Genomic DNA, 15,408 nt, shown 5'->3' on the forward strand with positions numbered 1-15,408 from the left:
CGCCCTTGGTTGCCTGTACCGGCCTCATCGCCGGCAAGCCAGCTCCCACGGGAACAGCGTTGATCTCTAGGCTGTCGCTGTACCTGTGGGAGCTGGCTTGCCGGCGATGGGCTGCAAAGCAGCCCCGGGGTCTAGTTATCCACGCCAAGGCGCATCGCACAGCGGCCCTCAAGCCCATGGGCAAGCTCATCGGCCAGAATCTGCTGCAAGCGTGCATCCAGCAGCCCCTCACCGATCACCTCGAACCCCAACTGCGCATAGAACGGCGCATTCCATGGCACATCGGCAAAGGTGGTCAAGGTCAGCTCCCGCGCCCCCGTATGGCGCGCCGCATCGACCACCTGCTGCAACAGCTTGCGCCCGACACCTTGCCCCTGGGCCTCCCGGCGCACCGAAATTTCATGAAGATGCAGCGCCTGATCCTCGAGCCGGGCACAGGCAAACCCCAGAATCCGTCCATCCAGGTCCTCGACCACCCAGCTACCGCCTGCGTCGACGAATTCCCGATGTGCCTCGCAATCCATCACATCCCCTTGCGCCAGCCATGCCAGCGCCGGCCGGGCGGCAAAAGCCTGGGCCGCCGAGCGCTCGACGTCCGGGAGCCATTGAATATCGCGCTCAAGGGTAGGGCGGATGCGCATCAATCAGTCCTTTTCAAGTTGTACGTCCTGGTCTGCCACCAGCACCTGCGGCTGCAATGGCAGCGCACCGAGCTTACACCTTTCGTCAACCGGTCACGCCTGCATGGAAAAAAACGCGGCCAATCGGTACCCTTGCGCCTTCCCTTGCCATCCCCCGGACCGTTCCATGCTGTTCAATCTCGCCGTACTGTTCGGCACCCTGGTGGCCATGGAGGGCGTTGGCACGCTGGCTCACAAGTACATCATGCATGGCTGGGGCTGGTGGCTGCACCGCTCGCACCATGAGCCGCAACTGGGCATGCTCGAAACCAATGACCTGTACCTGGTGGCCCTGGGGCTGATCGCCACGCTGCTGGTGGCCCTGGGCAAGGGTGGTTTTGCGCCCTTGCAGTGGGTGGGTGGCGGCGTGGCGGGGTACGGCGTGCTGTATGTCGTGGCCCACGACGGGTTCTTTCATCGGCATTGGCCACGCAAGCCACGGCCGGTCAACCGCTACCTCAAGCGCCTGCACCGCGCACACCGGTTGCATCATGCGGTGAAGGGGAGAACGGGGAGTGTGTCGTTCGGGTTCTTCTATGCACCGCCGTTGAAGGTGTTGAAGCAGCAGTTGCGGCACAAGCGCAGCCAGTTGTGACAGGGACTGGCGCCCGCTCCCACAGGGAACTTGCCTCAGTTCACTGTTTCACCCTTGGGCTGCGCCGCCACATGCCCGCGGCTCACCCACCAGCCAAACGCCGCCGCGGTGAAGAACATGATCAGGCTGTAAAGCGCCGCCGGCACTGCCATGGTGGCGTTGTTCAGCAGCGAAGGGCTCAATGCCAGGGCAATCGCCAAGGTGCCGTTATGGATGCCGATCTCCATGCCGATCGCAATCGCCTGGCGCTTGGGAATGTTCAGCAGGCGCGGTACCCAGTAGCCCACGCTCAGGCTCAGCAGGTTGAACAGCAGCGCGGCCAGGCCCACCACCGGCGCGTAGGCAACCACGGTCTGCCAGTCCTTGGCCAGCGCCAGGACGATGGTGAACGCCAGGAACAACGCAGCCACCAGCTTCATCGGCTTCTCCATGCGCGCGGCGAAGGCGGGTGCAAAGCGGCGAACCAGCATGCCCAGCGCCACCGGCAGCAGGACGATGGCAAACACCTGCATCACCTTGGCAAACTGCAGCGGTATGGCCTGGTCCGATGCCATGAACCAGCTCAGCGACAGGTTCACCAGCAGTGGCATGGTCAGGATCGCGATCAGCGAGTTGACTGCCGTCAGGGTGATATTCAATGCCACATCGCCATGGGCCAGGTGGCTGAACAGGTTGGCCGTGGTGCCGCCCGGCGAGGCGGCCAGCAACATCAGCCCCACCGCCAGCGCCGACTCCAGGCCAAACCCGTTGGCGATCAGGAAGCACACCAGCGGCAGCAGCAGGATCTGGCAAACCAGGCCTACCACCACCGGCTTGGGGTACTTCACTATGCGGGCAAAGTCGGCCAGGGTCAGCGATAACCCGAGACCGAGCATGATGATGCCCAGGGCCAGCGGCAGAAAAGCGGTGAGCAAAGGTGAGGCGGTCATGGGCGGTCTCTCGGGCGAAGGATCCGGTGGAGTGTAGGTCGGCCCTGATTGATAGCTAATCGCAAAACGCCAGCCCTTGGTAACCGTTTGTTACCGAGCGCAGCGCCCAGCGAGGCTGTATGCCGCGTTGCAGCAGGCCTGCAGGCGCAGTAGCATTCCCGTTTTTACCGAGGATTATCCTGTCATGCCGTTCCAGCAAGGTCTGCTTGCCACCCCGGTGCCGGCCCACGCCCGTCACCTGTTCTTCTCCCTGCAGTCGCCCGAGGCCCTGCCTGCCGCCCTGGATGCCTTGCTGCCGCAGGTCGATGGCGAACAGTTGATCCTGGGTGTCGGCGCCCCGCTGGCCAAGGCCCTGGGCCGTGACGTACCTGGCTTGCGCGCCTTCCCCCAGCTGGATGCTGCCGTGGAGAACCCCAGCACCCAACACGCACTGTGGCTGTGGCTGCGTGGCGACGAGCGCGGTGACCTGCTGCTGCGGGCCCAGGCCCTTGAGCTGGCATTGGCTCCGGCCCTGCGCCTGGCCGACAGCGTCGATGGCTTCCTGCACCGTGGCGGCCATGACCTGACCGGCTATGAGGACGGCACCGAAAACCCGGTGGACGAAGAGGCCGTGCAGGCGGCAATTGGCGCTGATGGCTCCAGCTTTGCCGCGTTCCAGCTGTGGAAGCACGACCTGGAGTACTTCAAGTCGCTGCCCCAGGCTGACCAGGACAACATCATCGGCCGGCGCCTTAGCGACAACGAAGAGCTCGACGACGCCCCCGAGTCCGCCCACGTCAAGCGCACGGCCCAGGAAAGCTTCGAACCAGAAGCGTTCATGGTCCGTCGTTCGGTGGCCTGGGCAGACCAACGGGGCGCTGGCCTGGCCTTCGTGGCCCTGGGCCACAGCTTCGATGCGTTCGAGGTGCAGCTGCGGCGCATGAGCGGTCTGGAGGACGGCATCATCGACGGCCTGTACCGCTTCAGCCGGCCACTGACCGGTGGATACTACTGGTGTCCGCCGATGTGCGAGACGGGTGTCGACCTGAGCCTGTTGCTGCAAGCCTGATCGCTAAACATCCAGATACAGAAACACCGGACGCAGCCGGGGGCAGCGGCTAGCCTTGAAAGTTTCCGCTTCATGACGGGAGCTTTTCCATGTACGCACGTCGTGATGTCCTACGTGCGGGTGCCACCTTGGGCTTGCTGGCCGCCAGCCCCTGGTTGCACGCCGCTGCCCCGGCGGGTTTGCTGACCCGCCAAGTGCCGAGCACCGGTGAAGCGCTGCCGGTGATCGGTGCTGGTACCTCCGGCAGTTTCGAAGTGCAAGCCGGTTCTGCCCAGTACCAGCAGCTGAAAGTTGTACTGCAGGCCTTCTTCGAAGGCGGTGGCCGGGTTATCGACACCTCGCCCAACTACGGCGGCGCCGACAGCATTCTCGGCCAGCTGCTGGAAGAGGGCGGCTGGCACCGGCAATGCTTCATTGCCACCAAGATCGCCGCCGACAGCCGGGCAGACGCCGAAGCGCAATGGGCCGGCAGCCTCGCGAGCCTGCGCACCGACAAGGTCGACTTGCTGCAGATCCACAACCTGCGCGACTGGCAGACCCAGCTGCCTTATGCCCGCGAATTGAAGCAGCAGGGCAAGACCCGCTATGTCGGCATCACCCATTACCTGAACAGTGGCCAGGACGAGGTAGCCCGCATCGTGCGCAGCGAGCCGCTGGATTTCATCCAGATCAACTACTCGGTCAATGCCCCCGACGCCGCCCGCGAACTGCTGCCGCTGTGCCAGGACAAGGGCGTCGCCGTGCTGGTCAACCGGGCGTTCGACGATGGCCGCCTGTTCGCCCGGGTGAAGGACCAGGCCTTGCCCGGCTGGGCCGCAGAGGCGGGTGTCGGCAGCTGGGCGCAGCTGTTTCTCAAGTTCGCCATCAGTCACCCGGCGGTGACCACGGTCATCCCCGCGACCAGCCGACCCGAGCGCCAACTCGACCAGCTCAAGGCCGGGCACGGGCCGTTGCTGACCCAGGCGCAGCAACAGGCGCTGATCAAGCAGTTTGCCTGACACCATGGCAGCCTGGCGGCGGCGCCTGGACCAGGGGCTGAACATCCAGCCCGGCGAAGGGCCAGCGGTGATCGCCGGTTTGCTGCTGTTCTACCTGTTGTTCACTGGCTATTTCATGCTGCGCCCGGTACGCGAAACCATGGGCGTCGCCGGTGGCGTGGACAACCTGCAATGGCTGTTCACCGGCACTTTCATCGCCACCCTGGCGTGCCTGCCGCTGTTTGGCTGGCTGGCCTCCAAGGTGCAGCGCCGACACATCCTGCCCTGGACCTACGGCTTTTTCGCCAGCAACCTGCTGCTGTTCGCCGTGCTGTTTGCCCGCAATCCGGAAGCTTCATGGGCGGCGCGGGCCTTTTACATCTGGCTGTCGGTGTTCAACCTGCTGAGCATATCGCTGGCCTGGAGCGTGCTCGCCGACCTGTTTTCCATCGCACAAGGCAAGCGCCTGTTCGGCCTGCTGGCGGCCGGGGCCAGCCTGGGTGGGCTCAGCGGCCCCATCCTGGGCACGCTGCTGGTAGCGCCGCTGGGCCATGCCGGCTTGCTGGTGCTGGCTGCAGCGCTTCTTCTGGGCAGCATTGGCGCTACGTTGTACTTGCAACGCTGGCGAAAGCTCAACCCTCTACCGGCGCAAGCCGAGCGGGCGGATTCCCGGCCAGTGGGCGGCAACCCGTTTGCCGGCGCCACTGCCGTACTGCGCTCGCCCTACCTGTTGGGCATTGCCCTGTTCGTGGTGTTGCTCGCCAGTGTCAGCACCTTCCTGTATTTCGAGCAGGCACGCATCGTCAGCGAAACCTTCACCGACCGTACCCGGCAAACCCAGGTGTTCGGGCTGATCGACAGCGTGGTACAGGCCCTGGCCATCCTCACCCAGGTGTTCCTCACCGGTCGCCTGGCCCGCCGGCTGGGGGTGGGTGTGCTGCTGGTGGCGGTGCCGCTGGTGATGGCTGCGGGCTTCCTGTGGCTGGCACTGGCCCCGGTGTTCGCCGTGTTCGTGGTGGTGATGGTGGTGCGCCGGGCCGGTGAGTACGCGCTGGTGCGGCCGGGGCGGGAGATGCTGTTCACCGTGCTGCCCGCCGAGGACAAGTACAAGGCCAAGAACTTCATCGACACCGTGGTCTACCGCGGCGGTGACGCGCTCAGTGGCTGGGTCAAGCGGGGGCTGGATGTGATGGGCGAGTACCCGCAACTGGCGATGTTGATCGGTACGCTGATGGCTTTGGGCTGGGCGATGACCGGAGGTTTGCTGGGAAAGCGACAGGCACGCCTGGATAGCACATCGCGCGACTGACAGGCGCGCCAAATATGCTGATGCCGCTTATTTAATGCCGCTGGTCAGAACGCTTCGCATTAAACCGAATCCACCGAAATGACCGAACTCCCAACAGGTGTACGGCGGGTAATGCCGTGCATTCCCAAGTCATACGAGGTTTAAGACCATGGCCAACAAAGAGAACAGCCGCACCGGCAACCAGCAAGGCAGCCAGGGTGGCAACAAGAACCCGGGCAACTTTGCCAATGACCGCGAAAAAGCCTCCGAAGCTGGGCGCAAGGGCGGCCAGCAATCCGGTGGTGGCCGTACCAGCGAATCGGACCGCAAGGGCGGCCGTTCGTAAGTGAGCCTGCGCAGTGCCCGGGTGATCGGGCACTGCGATTCTGCACATGAGGAGAACCCCATGCGATTGATCCCTCTGATAGCGCTGGTGGGCACGCTTGGCTTGCTGGGTGGTTGTTTCGACCGGGATGACGACCACCCGGCAAAGGATGCCGACCAAAGCAAACCTTCACTGCAGATGCAGCAACCCGGCGACAAACCCGCTACCCAGCCGGCGCCGGCCCCTGAACCGATGCCCGGGCAGAAACCCAGCCAATAAAACGCGGACAAGGACTACGGCATGACGGTAATGACCCGCAAGACCAGCGCGGTGATACCGGCTTCGGCAAATGGGCCAAGCCTGAAGGAGCGTTACCACAAGCTGCTCGTGAGCCACGACACCACGAGTACAGCCTGGCTGAGCGAACAATTGGCACGCGCGCAGCGTTTGCCGGATGACCTGCCTGCCGATCCTGCTCAGCTGGAAGCCTGGAGCGCTGGCCATGCAAGCCAGGTGGCCGAAGCCTATGCCAGTTACCTCGAACAACGCCGCCAAGGCGCACCTCGGCGCTACTTTGCCAACCGCGCCCAGGCGTTGTGGTTCCTGCAACAAGTGGCGCCCACGAAGGCAGTGGACGGGGCATGGCTGCACAGCACCTTGCGCCACTGGGGCGATCCGCGCTATCACGGCCTGATTCGCACCTACCTGGAAGAACTGGGTGGCGGTGATCCGCGCTGCAACCATGTGCTGATCTACCAACGGCTGTTGAGCCGGCTGGGTTGCCTGGGCCTGACTGAACTGGACGACCAGCGTTACCTGCAAGGTGCCTTGCAGTTGGCGTTGGGGCGCCATGGCGATGATTTTCTTCCCGAGCTGATCGGCTACAACCTGGGCTATGAACAACCACCGTTGCATTTGCTGATTACCACTTACGAACTGGCGGAAGTGGGCATCGATGGCCATTATTTCCAGCTTCATGTGACCATCGACAACGCGGCCAGCGGGCATGCGCATCTGTCCATCCAGGCGCTACGCCAACTCTGCCCGGTCGACGACGCTGGCCAGTTCTACCAGCGGGTGCGCAGCGGGTACCGCTTGAATGACCTGGGGCTTGATACACCCAGCCTGATCAGCAGCTTCGATCTTGAATCCGAGCTGCTGTCGGCACTGGAGCGCAAGCGCAATTTTGGCCAATTCATGCATTCCGACCATTGCCGCTTGCAAAAACGCACCGTCAACCAATGGCTGGCCGAGCCCGGTGCCATGCCCGCGTTTCTGCAAGCCTTGCAGGCACAGGGCTGGATCCGCCGTGGTGAAGCACCCGCCAACAGCCGCTGGTGGGGACTCATCGATGGCCCCTCGGCACCGATGTATGGCGTGTTCACGACGTATGAAAAACAGCTATGGCACGACTGGATCGCTGCAGGCTTGCAAGCCCGCGGGCGTCGCGTGCTGCCTGGCAGCTGGGAGGTGCAGGTGGAATCGGATGATACGCTCGCGACTCCTGCCCCGGACGCCGATATCCAGACGTTGATCGACACGATGTCCGGTAACCGTCATGCGACACCGGAAGGGTTGCTGGCCACCCGGCGCTACTTGCGTGCTACCGGCCTGAATCAGGAGGTAACCCGCTGATGCTGCTCGATCCACAACAAATCCAGGCTGATCAGGCAATGCTGCAATTGGGCAGGCGCCTGCGCGCCGACGGCTACCGCTTCACCTGCGTCACCCCGGCAACCCATGCTCGCGTGAATGCGCGCCCGCAAGCCGGGCAAGCCAGGACACTGCGCGATGTGTTCGGCTGGAACCGTCCGTTCCGTTCGTCATTGGTTTCTGCCGATGAGCTGGACCAGATGCGGCGGGCTCAGGTGCTCAAGCAGCACGGAGAACTGCTGATCAGCACCGTGCGCTGGTCCACGATCGACGACCTGCTGCTGCTGCACTCTGCTTACCCCACCGAGGAAACCGACGCAGTGTTTCTCGGCCCCGACAGTTACCGTTTCGCCCAAGTGATTCACGATCACCTGCAACGCACCCCCAAGCGCGTCGAGCATGCCGTGGATATCGGGTGCGGCACGGGTGTCGGCGCCTTGCTGATCGCCCGCGCGGCGCCCCATGCCCATGTCAGCGCCGTGGATATCAACCCGCTCGCGCTGCGTTACACCGCGATCAACGCGGCATTGGCGGGCTTGAGCAATGTTTCCGTGGAACCCAGTGACCTGCTCGACGGCATTACCGGGCTGTTCGACCTTATCGTTGCCAACCCGCCGTACATGCTGGATGCCTGCCAACGTACCTATCGGCATGGCGGAGGTTCGCTCGGCGCGCAGCTTTCGCTGCGTATCGTCGAGCAAGCTTGCGAGCGGCTCGGCTCAGGGGGCTCGCTACTGTTGTATACCGGCGTGGCGATAGTCGAAGGCCGTGATGCCTTGCTCGAAGCCATTCGCCTGCGCCTGGCGGGCCCGGAATGGTCCTGGGTATATCGGGAAATCGACCCGGACGTGTTTGGCGAGCAACTGAACGAACCCGGTTACGAGCAGGTCGAGCGCATCGCCGCGGTGGTGCTCACAGTCACCCGCAACAGCTGAGGCAGCATGGCCCGACCCTGCACGTTCGGCATCGAGGAAGAATACCTGCTGGTGAACCTGGACACGGGGCAGGTGCCAGCCACACCTTTGCCAGCTGTGCTCGGGCGTTGTCGCAAGGCGCTGGGCCAGCATTTTGCCCAGGAAATGTTCCGCAGCCAGATCGAGGTGGCCTCGCCGGTGTTCGCCAACCTGTTCGAGGCACGCGAGTTCTTCCAGCACAGCCGCCAGCGGCTGAACACAGCGCTGGCCGAAGAGGGCATGGGCCTGTACGGCGCGGCAAGCCACCCCAATGCCGCCTGGCTGCGTCAGAAACCTGCTACCCCTGCGCATTACCAGCAACTGTTCGCTGACTACCGGCATGTGGCGCGGCGTAGCCTGCTCAACGGCCTGCATGTTCACGTGGGCGTACCGCCAGGTTGCGACCGCATCCAATTGATCAACCGTGTACTGGGCTGGCTGCCTCTGTTGCTGGTGCTGAGCACGTCATCCCCGCTGTGGGCAGGCCAGTGCACCGGCTACATGAGCTACCGGCGGGTAATTTGCGGGGAGTGGCCGCACATGGGTTTGCCCGAGCCTTTGCCGGACTGGGCAGCCTACGAGCGCTACCGTGCATTGCTGCAACGCACAGGGTCGCTGGCCGCGGATGGCGACTTCTGGTGGGCGATCCGGCCTTCACGGCGCTTCCCGACGGTCGAACTGCGCATCTGCGATGGCTGCCCGCGGCTGGAGGACGCGCTGTGCATCGCCGCGCTATTTCGTCACCTGGTCGAGCACAGCATCGTGTACCGGCACGACTCGTCCGCCTGCAGCCGCGAGCAGCGCTGGATCACCCAGGAAAACTACTGGCGCGCCATGCGCCATGGGCGCCAGGGCGAGTTCATTGGCCTGCATGAGCAGCAGCCGGTCACGTCCGCAGGTTGGTTGGCCCAGTTGCAGGAACAGTTGCCGATCGACACTGTAGACGCCGAACGCGCCTTCCTGCATGCACAACGCCTGCTGCGCGATGGCACCCATGCCGACCAGCAGCTGCAATGCCTGGCCCAGGCCAGCGCTGCAGGCTTGGGCAGGGCGCAGGCATTACGAGCCGTGGTGGCCGCCGGGGCTTGCAATTAGCCGGGGTTGACCGAAAATGGCCGCGCCTTTCGCAGCCACCCGGAACCACCTGCGCCATGATGCTGATCAAGCAATTCCCCGACATCTCCCTGGACGACACGTTGTTTGTCTTCGCCCTCGAAGCCGAGGCCGGCGATGTATTCGCTGACGTCAATACCGTGTTCACCGGCATCGGCAAGGTCAATGCCGCCATCGCCCTGACCAAGGCCATTGCCGCGCGCCGGCCCAGGCTGATCGTCAACCTCGGCTCGGCCGGCAGCCAGCGCCATGGCAAGGGCGAGGTGGTGTGCTGCACCCGCTTCGTGCAGCGCGACATGGATGTGACCCCACTGGGCTTCGCCCGCTACCAGACGCCTCTGTCGGATATCCCGGTGGTGCTGGAACATGGGGCGCAAATCCCCGGCCTGGCCCTGGAAACCTGCGGCAGTGGCGACAGCTTCGAGATCAACCATGGCGATGCACCCTATGACGTGGTCGACATGGAAGCCTACGTGCTGGCGCTGATCGCACGCAGCGAAGGCATCCCGTTCGTGTGCCTGAAGTACATTTCCGATGATGCCGGCAGTGATGCGGCGCAGGACTGGGCGGTACAGGTGCACCTGGCTGCCGAGGCCTTCAGGCGGGTGCTGTTTAGCCCGGTGTGACCGCTGGTCGGTGTTTGGGCCAGTCGAAAAAAACCATCGATGAAGGCTCTCCTCGAAAACGGTAGGACGGCCTTCGCGGGCAAGCCCGCGAATGGGCCAACACCGGTACACCAGAGGAGAGGCCCCCATGCCTAACAAACCCCACGACCAGTTCAGCATGCAGAACCCGCTGACCCAGTACCCGCATCCACCATTCCCGGCCCAAGGCCAACCAGCACCGGGGCTGGATGCCAACATGCAGCCCGAGCCAGACCACGGCGAAACCACCTACAAGGGTTTTGGCCGCCTGGCAGGGCGCAAGGCGCTGATCACCGGTGCGGATTCGGGCATCGGCCGTGCAGTGGCCATCGCCTTTGCCCGTGAGGGTGCCGACATTGCCCTCAACTACATGCCCATCGAGCAACCCGATGCCCGCGAAGTCATCAAGCTGATTGAAGCCGAAGGCCGCAAGGCGTTGGCAATAGCCGGTGACCTGAAGGATGAGCAGTTCTGCAAGGAGCTGGTCGACCAGGCCCATGAGCAACTTGGCGGGCTGGACATCCTGGTCAACGTCGCCGGCAAGCAGGAGGCGCGCAAGGACATCAGCCAGATCAGCCACGAGCAGTTCGACCACACCCTGAAAACCAACGTCTACGCGCTGTTCTGGCTGTGCCAGGCGGCCGTGCCGCTGATGCCGGCGGGGGCGACCATCATCAATACCGCCTCGATCCAGTCCTACCAGCCTTCGGCCACCTTGCTCGACTATGCCACCACCAAGGCCGCGATCGTCGCCTTCACCAAGGCCTTGGCCAAGCAGGTGATCGAGCGCGGCATCAGGGTCAATGCCGTGGCCCCGGGGCCCATCTGGACCGTGTTGCAGCCCAGTGGCGGCCAACCGCCGGAGAAAATCCCCGACTTCGGCGCACAAACGCCGATGAAGCGACCGGGGCAACCCGCCGAGTGTGCGCCGGTGTATGTGTTGCTGGCCAGCCAGGAGTCCAGCTACATCACCGGTGAGGTGTTCGGCGTGACCGGCGGCAACCCGTTGCCGTAGGGCGGGGCGTTTAAACCTTCGCCGCCCGTTGCAGTCGATTCAGGTATTGGCAGGCAACCCTGGGAGCACCTTCAATGGCTAGGGCAATCTGGAAAGGCGCCATCAGTTTCGGCCTCGTGCATATCCCCGTGGCCCTCAATACCGCGGTGCGCACCGAGCGGGTCGATTTCGACTGGCTCGACAAGCGCAGCATGGAGCCGGTCGGCTACAAGCGGGTGAACAAGGTCACTGGCAAGGAAATCGACAAGGACAACATCGTCAAGGGCGTGGAGCTCGAGAAGGGCCGCTACGTGGTGATCAGCGAGGAGGAAATCCGCAAGGCCCGGCCCGAGGCGACCCAGACGATCGATATCTTTTCCTTCGTGGAGGCTGGCGAGATCCCGCTGCAGCACTTCGACACGCCGTATTACCTTACCCCCGACCGCCGTGGCGGCAAGGTATACGCCTTGCTGCGCGAAACCCTGGCGAAGACCGGCAAGGTGGCGCTGGCCACGGTAGTGCTGCACACCCGCCAGCACCTGGCGTTGTTGCGGCCGCTGGATGATGCGCTGGTGATGATCACCTTGCGCTGGCCCGAAGAAGTGCGCGGGCTGGAAACGCTGGAGCTGGACAGCAGCGTCACCGAGGCCAAGGTGGACAAGCGCGAACTGGACATGGCCAAGCGGTTGGTCGAAGACATGAGCGGGCAGTGGAAGCCTGCGGATTACCACGATGCCTTCCGCCAGACCATCATGGACCTGGTGGAAGAAAAGGCCAGCAAGGGCAAGATCGAGACTGTGGAGAAGGGCGAGGCGACGGAAGCAGGGAAAGGCGCGGACATCCTCGACCTCACCGAACTGCTCAAGCGCAGCCTCGGTGGCAAGAAGCCGGCGAAGAAGACACGCAAGGCGTCGTGATTCCGTTGCGCTTGCACTGGGTGGGAAATTGCCCAGCCCTTTGGGGCCGCGCTGTCGCGCGGAGAACAAATATCGCTCGTTTGAAGCGTCCTTTGTAGGAGCAGCCTTGTGCTGCGAAGAGGCCGGTACAAGCGATAGACAGGCTTTGTCAGTACCGGCCTCTTCGCAGCACAAGGCTGCTCCTACAGAAACTGCTGAACCAGGAGTCAAACACAAGCCTCATCAAACCAGTGTCTGCAACGCCGCCAGATAATCACCAAACCCTTCGCGGGCGCGGCTGTCGCGCCGGCTGCTGGTGGCCACGCTGTGCCTGGCGGTCCATACGATCTGCGCACCACTGGCCTGCAGGTCGCTGACCAGTTGCACATCCTCATGCGCCGCCAGTGGCTGGAAGCCGCCCACACGATCATAGGCGTCGGCACACACACCCAGATTGGCCCCATGCACATGCCGATGCCCCTCATGTGCCTGGTAACGGCTGTGGTACAGCTTGCGCAAGGCCGCTGTCTGCCAGGGTTGCCAGTACTCGACGTGCACCGTGCCGCAAACTACCTCGGCCCTGCAGGCCAGTTGCGACAGCAGCCAGTGCGCCGGCACCCGGCTGTCGGCATCGGTGCACGCCAGCCACTGCGCGCCGCGCTCGAGCATGTATGCCGCGCCCACCCGGCGGGCCATACCGACGTTGCCGGCATCCACGGTCAGCACCTGTACACCGAAACGCCTTGCCACGGCGGCGCTGCCATCGCTGCAGCGGTCCAGCACCACCAGCACCTCCACCTGGTGCCCCGCCTGCTGCGCCTGCAGGGCGGCAGCCAGTACTGCCCGCAGGCAGCGCCCAAGGCGCCGGGCCTCGTTGTGGGCCGGGATCACCACGGCAATCATGGGCAGGTCTCATCGAGGTCGACCACGCTGGGCTGAGAGGACCAGTACTCCAGCAAGAAGTCCGCCTCGTCATGCTGGAACTGCAGATACAGCGGAAGGTGCCGGGCCAGCATGCGGTGCACTTCACGCCCGTCCTGCGGGCAGCCGGCGATGGGATGCTTCCAGTGGCAGGCCAGCAGCCCGCCGTCGTAGGTCAGGCTGGCCACCGACTGTTCGATCACCTGCAACCAGTCGGTCGGGTCGAGGTAGTAACCCACCTCGCTCAGCACGATCAGGTCGAAACGCCCACCTGGCCAGTCCGCCGGCAGCCGCGCCAGTTCCACCGAGACATTGCGCAGCCCAGCCAGGCGTTCACCGGCCAGCGCTACCGCAGTAGGGTTCAGGTCCTGGCACACCAGGTTGGCACAACGCTCGGCCAGCAAGGCGCTGAGCTCGCCATTGGCGCAAGCGGGCTCGAACACGCGCTGGTAGCACTGGCGCGGCAGGCAGGCCATGACCAGCTCGCGCTTGCGCTTTTCGTACCAGCGGGTGCGAAAGGCCCAAGGGTCTTCACTGGTGGCGTACAGGTCGGCGAAATACTGTGGGTCGAGGCTCATGACAACTCCATTTACAGGAACACCAGTTCGAAAGGTTGCAGCAGACAATCCAGCAAGTTCGGCGGCAGTACGGGCGGGCGCTGGCCGTCCGGTTCGAGTTGGCTGACATGGGCGGCCAGGGCCTTGCGCTTGCGGGCCAGGCGGGCCTCGTCCAGCTGAATGCGGTGGGCACGCGGCCACGGCAGACGCGGGTCGTCCGGTCGTGCCCAGTGCCACGCCCACACGGGTACCTCAAGGCATTGCACCTTGCGCATCCGGGCCGCCTGCGCGGCAGCCCGGCCTACTGCTTCGTGGTCACAGTGGCCATCGCCGCTCCAGGTAGCCATCAGCAGGTCGTCAGGCCTGAGCAACTGGCTCAGGTGGTTGAGCAGAAACGCCTCGTCACGTGGCAACGCGCCGTCCTTGAGGTGGAGCCGCCGCCAGTCCAGGCGGCCGAGGTCGAGGTCAAGCTGTTGCAGGGCATGGCGGCTCTCCAGTGGCCTTTGCCGGCGCAGGCGGTGTTCGCTCCAGTGGGTAGAGCCGGGGTGACTGGCTTCACCATCGGTGGCGGAAATCAGCACCAGGTCGTCTTCCCGGCCGTGGAAGCCCGCCAGCAGCCCACCGGCCATGAGAATCTCGTCATCGGGGTGCGGTGCCAGCAGCACCAGGCGGCGGCCCGGCGGGCACAATTGCTGAGGGGTGATCCAGGTGGCCCTGGCCAGGTGCGCGGCCTGCTGCCAGTCCGCCCACGGTGTACCGCTGTTCGCCCGGATCAGGTTCTCGCTCATAGTTGCCAGACTCCCGCCGGCTGTTTTGCCAACTGTTCCCCGAGCGCCGCCAAGTCGCGCTCGGCATGGCTCTGGCGCAGGAACACCGGCAAGTCGGCACTCAGCCGGGCAAAGTGGTTGTCACGGCAGAAAGGAGTGGCGCCCAGCGCACGGCCAACGTGGTGGATCACCTGTTCAACGGCCTGTTCGACCTGGGCGCGGGTGCGGCGCACTTCGAAGCTGGCGTCTGCGCCTGGCTGGCGGTCGATCCATGCCGCGCATTCGCGCAGTGCCGCCCTGGCGCCGTACAAGGCGGCATCGACCGCGCCCAGGTGAGCATCGGCATGTGGGTCGGGGCGGGGGTTGCGGCAGTGTTCGCGCAGGTAATCGGCCAATGCCTCGGCGGCGCCGTACCAGCAGGCTGCAATGCCAGCACCGCCATGCCAGAAGCCGGGGCGTGACAGGTATTGCCCGGGGCGGCCGATGGCGATGCCAGGGGTGTGGTTGAACTCGACTTCGACACTGGCGGTGGTGGCCATGCCGATGGCCTGCCAGCGGTCTATGGCAAGGTCCTGGCTGGGATGGGACAGTTCGATGGCCACCAGCTGGGGCTGGCCGTGCTGGTCCCAGGCCGTGACCAGCGCCCGGTCGATCTGCAGTGCGCCCGAACACCAGGCCTTGCGACCCTCCAGGCGGACCTGGTCGCCATCACGGGCGACAATGCAGGCGCGGGCATCCGGCGGTTCGGCGGCCCACACGCCCCATATACCCTCGGCAGCGTGGTGTGCAGCCGCGCATTCGGCAAGGATCGCCAACGCGTCGGTGTGGCCCTCGTACAGCTTGGCCAAGGCCAGGTCACAGCCTGCCACCCGGGCCAGGGTTTGCCAGCGCCGTAGCGTATTGCCCTGGCCGGGCAGGGGCAGCAGGTCGAGGTGGTCGGCTTGCAGTGCCTGAATCAGCTGCGGCAACTGGGTATCGAGGTTGAGCGGTTGCTGCCGCTCGCCGAAGGCTCGCAACAGGCGATCGAGGTTGGTCAGGTCAAAATCCTGGACAATGCTCATGGGCTCG

17 protein-coding genes and 1 pseudogene are annotated in these 15,408 nt (G+C 64.5%); 12 read left to right on the forward strand and 6 right to left on the reverse strand.

Annotated features, from left to right (window positions below):
* Positions 1–131: 131 nt before the first annotated feature.
* On the reverse strand, positions 132–641 hold the full coding sequence (locus IMX18_RS11030; protein ID WP_054573279.1) for a GNAT family N-acetyltransferase: 510 nt from the start codon (positions 639–641) through the stop codon (positions 132–134).
* Positions 642–807: 166 nt separating this feature from the next.
* On the opposite strand from IMX18_RS11030, the gene IMX18_RS11035 reads away from it, so the two are divergent.
* Complete coding sequence (locus tag IMX18_RS11035; RefSeq protein ID WP_015270356.1) at positions 808–1,275, forward strand: sterol desaturase family protein; 468 nt, start codon at positions 808–810, stop codon at positions 1,273–1,275.
* A 35-nt stretch (positions 1,276–1,310) separates the two neighbouring features.
* Here the strand turns inward: IMX18_RS11035 and IMX18_RS11040 are convergent, their stop codons facing one another.
* Positions 1,311–2,204 (reverse strand): bile acid:sodium symporter family protein, encoded by an 894-nt coding sequence (locus IMX18_RS11040; RefSeq protein WP_054573280.1) that lies wholly within the window; start codon positions 2,202–2,204, stop codon positions 1,311–1,313.
* A 184-nt stretch (positions 2,205–2,388) separates the two neighbouring features.
* Between IMX18_RS11040 and IMX18_RS11045 the strand changes: the two genes are divergently transcribed.
* The 11 genes and pseudogenes from IMX18_RS11045 (at position 2,389) to ku (ending at position 12,116) form a co-directional block, all read left to right on the forward strand.
* The gene (locus IMX18_RS11045) at positions 2,389–3,252 is read left to right on the forward strand and encodes a Dyp-type peroxidase (RefSeq protein WP_217190366.1); all 864 of its coding nucleotides are present in this window, start codon (positions 2,389–2,391) and stop codon (positions 3,250–3,252) included.
* 89 nt (positions 3,253–3,341) lie between these two features.
* Positions 3,342–4,250 (forward strand): aldo/keto reductase, encoded by a 909-nt coding sequence (locus IMX18_RS11050; RefSeq protein WP_054573281.1) that lies wholly within the window; start codon positions 3,342–3,344, stop codon positions 4,248–4,250.
* A gap of 4 nt (positions 4,251–4,254) precedes the next feature.
* The gene (locus tag IMX18_RS11055; protein WP_217190465.1) at positions 4,255–5,538 is read left to right on the forward strand and encodes an NTP/NDP exchange transporter; all 1,284 of its coding nucleotides are present in this window, start codon (positions 4,255–4,257) and stop codon (positions 5,536–5,538) included.
* 205 nt (positions 5,539–5,743) lie between these two features.
* A pseudogene (locus tag IMX18_RS11060) lies at positions 5,744–5,863 on the forward strand (con-10 family general stress protein); the annotation flags it as partial.
* Between the two features lie 60 nt (positions 5,864–5,923).
* On the forward strand, positions 5,924–6,121 hold the full coding sequence (locus tag IMX18_RS11065; RefSeq protein WP_061302263.1) for a hypothetical protein: 198 nt from the start codon (positions 5,924–5,926) through the stop codon (positions 6,119–6,121).
* 21 nt (positions 6,122–6,142) lie between these two features.
* Positions 6,143–7,477 carry an iron-containing redox enzyme family protein gene (locus tag IMX18_RS11070; RefSeq protein WP_217190368.1) on the forward strand — a complete coding sequence of 445 codons (1,335 nt, stop codon included), beginning with the start codon at positions 6,143–6,145 and terminating at the stop codon, positions 7,475–7,477.
* A complete protein-coding gene (locus IMX18_RS11075) occupies positions 7,477–8,430 on the forward strand; it encodes a methyltransferase (RefSeq protein WP_100413630.1) in 954 nt (317 codons plus the stop codon). The genes IMX18_RS11070 and IMX18_RS11075 overlap by 1 nt, the downstream gene beginning before the upstream one ends.
* A 6-nt stretch (positions 8,431–8,436) precedes the next feature.
* Entirely contained in the window at positions 8,437–9,543 is a 1,107-nt protein-coding gene (locus tag IMX18_RS11080; protein ID WP_100413629.1) for a carboxylate-amine ligase, read from the forward strand.
* Between the two features lie 56 nt (positions 9,544–9,599).
* Entirely contained in the window at positions 9,600–10,187 is a 588-nt protein-coding gene (locus IMX18_RS11085) for a 5'-methylthioadenosine/S-adenosylhomocysteine nucleosidase family protein (RefSeq protein ID WP_015270348.1), read from the forward strand.
* A 127-nt stretch (positions 10,188–10,314) separates the two neighbouring features.
* The gene (locus tag IMX18_RS11090; protein ID WP_217190370.1) at positions 10,315–11,220 is read left to right on the forward strand and encodes an SDR family oxidoreductase; all 906 of its coding nucleotides are present in this window, start codon (positions 10,315–10,317) and stop codon (positions 11,218–11,220) included.
* A gap of 74 nt (positions 11,221–11,294) precedes the next feature.
* The gene (ku, locus tag IMX18_RS11095; RefSeq protein ID WP_100413627.1) at positions 11,295–12,116 is read left to right on the forward strand and encodes a non-homologous end joining protein Ku; all 822 of its coding nucleotides are present in this window, start codon (positions 11,295–11,297) and stop codon (positions 12,114–12,116) included.
* Positions 12,117–12,338: 222 nt separating this feature from the next.
* On the opposite strand, the gene IMX18_RS11100 is transcribed toward ku, so the two are convergent.
* Genes IMX18_RS11100 through IMX18_RS11115 form a run of 4 tightly spaced genes read right to left on the reverse strand, consistent with a single transcriptional unit; the run spans position 12,339 to position 15,401 of the window.
* Entirely contained in the window at positions 12,339–12,998 is a 660-nt protein-coding gene (locus tag IMX18_RS11100) for a glycosyltransferase family 2 protein (protein WP_217190371.1), read from the reverse strand.
* A complete protein-coding gene (locus tag IMX18_RS11105) occupies positions 12,995–13,594 on the reverse strand; it encodes a class I SAM-dependent methyltransferase (RefSeq protein ID WP_100413624.1) in 600 nt (199 codons plus the stop codon). The genes IMX18_RS11100 and IMX18_RS11105 overlap by 4 nt, the downstream gene beginning before the upstream one ends.
* A gap of 11 nt (positions 13,595–13,605) precedes the next feature.
* Positions 13,606–14,361, reverse strand: coding sequence for a PIG-L deacetylase family protein (locus tag IMX18_RS11110; protein WP_100413623.1), 756 nt, complete (start codon positions 14,359–14,361; stop codon positions 13,606–13,608).
* Positions 14,358–15,401: an acyl-CoA dehydrogenase family protein gene (locus tag IMX18_RS11115; RefSeq protein ID WP_137137481.1), complete on the reverse strand. Its 1,044-nt coding sequence runs from the start codon at positions 15,399–15,401 to the stop codon at positions 14,358–14,360. The genes IMX18_RS11110 and IMX18_RS11115 overlap by 4 nt, the downstream gene beginning before the upstream one ends.
* Between the last annotated feature and the right edge of the window lie 7 nt (positions 15,402–15,408).

The organism is Pseudomonas shirazica (assembly GCF_015168335.1).
GTDB lineage: Bacteria > Pseudomonadota > Gammaproteobacteria > Pseudomonadales > Pseudomonadaceae > Aquipseudomonas > Aquipseudomonas asiatica.

What these genes read in the sequence shown, in the direction of transcription:
- IMX18_RS11030 (WP_054573279.1), bottom strand. Translation starts at nt 641, where the DNA reads ATGCGCATCCGCCCTACCCTTGAGCGCGATATTCAATGGCTCCCGGAC.
- IMX18_RS11035 (WP_015270356.1), top strand. Translation starts at nt 808, where the DNA reads ATGCTGTTCAATCTCGCCGTACTGTTCGGCACCCTGGTGGCCATGGAG.
- IMX18_RS11040 (WP_054573280.1), bottom strand. Translation starts at nt 2,204, where the DNA reads ATGACCGCCTCACCTTTGCTCACCGCTTTTCTGCCGCTGGCCCTGGGC.
- IMX18_RS11045 (WP_217190366.1), top strand. Translation starts at nt 2,389, where the DNA reads ATGCCGTTCCAGCAAGGTCTGCTTGCCACCCCGGTGCCGGCCCACGCC.
- IMX18_RS11050 (WP_054573281.1), top strand. Translation starts at nt 3,342, where the DNA reads ATGTACGCACGTCGTGATGTCCTACGTGCGGGTGCCACCTTGGGCTTG.
- IMX18_RS11055 (WP_217190465.1), top strand. Translation starts at nt 4,255, where the DNA reads ATGGCAGCCTGGCGGCGGCGCCTGGACCAGGGGCTGAACATCCAGCCC.
- IMX18_RS11065 (WP_061302263.1), top strand. Translation starts at nt 5,924, where the DNA reads ATGCGATTGATCCCTCTGATAGCGCTGGTGGGCACGCTTGGCTTGCTG.
- IMX18_RS11070 (WP_217190368.1), top strand. Translation starts at nt 6,143, where the DNA reads ATGACGGTAATGACCCGCAAGACCAGCGCGGTGATACCGGCTTCGGCA.
- IMX18_RS11075 (WP_100413630.1), top strand. Translation starts at nt 7,477, where the DNA reads ATGCTGCTCGATCCACAACAAATCCAGGCTGATCAGGCAATGCTGCAA.
- IMX18_RS11080 (WP_100413629.1), top strand. Translation starts at nt 8,437, where the DNA reads ATGGCCCGACCCTGCACGTTCGGCATCGAGGAAGAATACCTGCTGGTG.
- IMX18_RS11085 (WP_015270348.1), top strand. Translation starts at nt 9,600, where the DNA reads ATGATGCTGATCAAGCAATTCCCCGACATCTCCCTGGACGACACGTTG.
- IMX18_RS11090 (WP_217190370.1), top strand. Translation starts at nt 10,315, where the DNA reads ATGCCTAACAAACCCCACGACCAGTTCAGCATGCAGAACCCGCTGACC.
- ku (WP_100413627.1), top strand. Translation starts at nt 11,295, where the DNA reads ATGGCTAGGGCAATCTGGAAAGGCGCCATCAGTTTCGGCCTCGTGCAT.
- IMX18_RS11100 (WP_217190371.1), bottom strand. Translation starts at nt 12,998, where the DNA reads ATGATTGCCGTGGTGATCCCGGCCCACAACGAGGCCCGGCGCCTTGGG.
- IMX18_RS11105 (WP_100413624.1), bottom strand. Translation starts at nt 13,594, where the DNA reads ATGAGCCTCGACCCACAGTATTTCGCCGACCTGTACGCCACCAGTGAA.
- IMX18_RS11110 (WP_100413623.1), bottom strand. Translation starts at nt 14,361, where the DNA reads ATGAGCGAGAACCTGATCCGGGCGAACAGCGGTACACCGTGGGCGGAC.
- IMX18_RS11115 (WP_137137481.1), bottom strand. Translation starts at nt 15,401, where the DNA reads ATGAGCATTGTCCAGGATTTTGACCTGACCAACCTCGATCGCCTGTTG.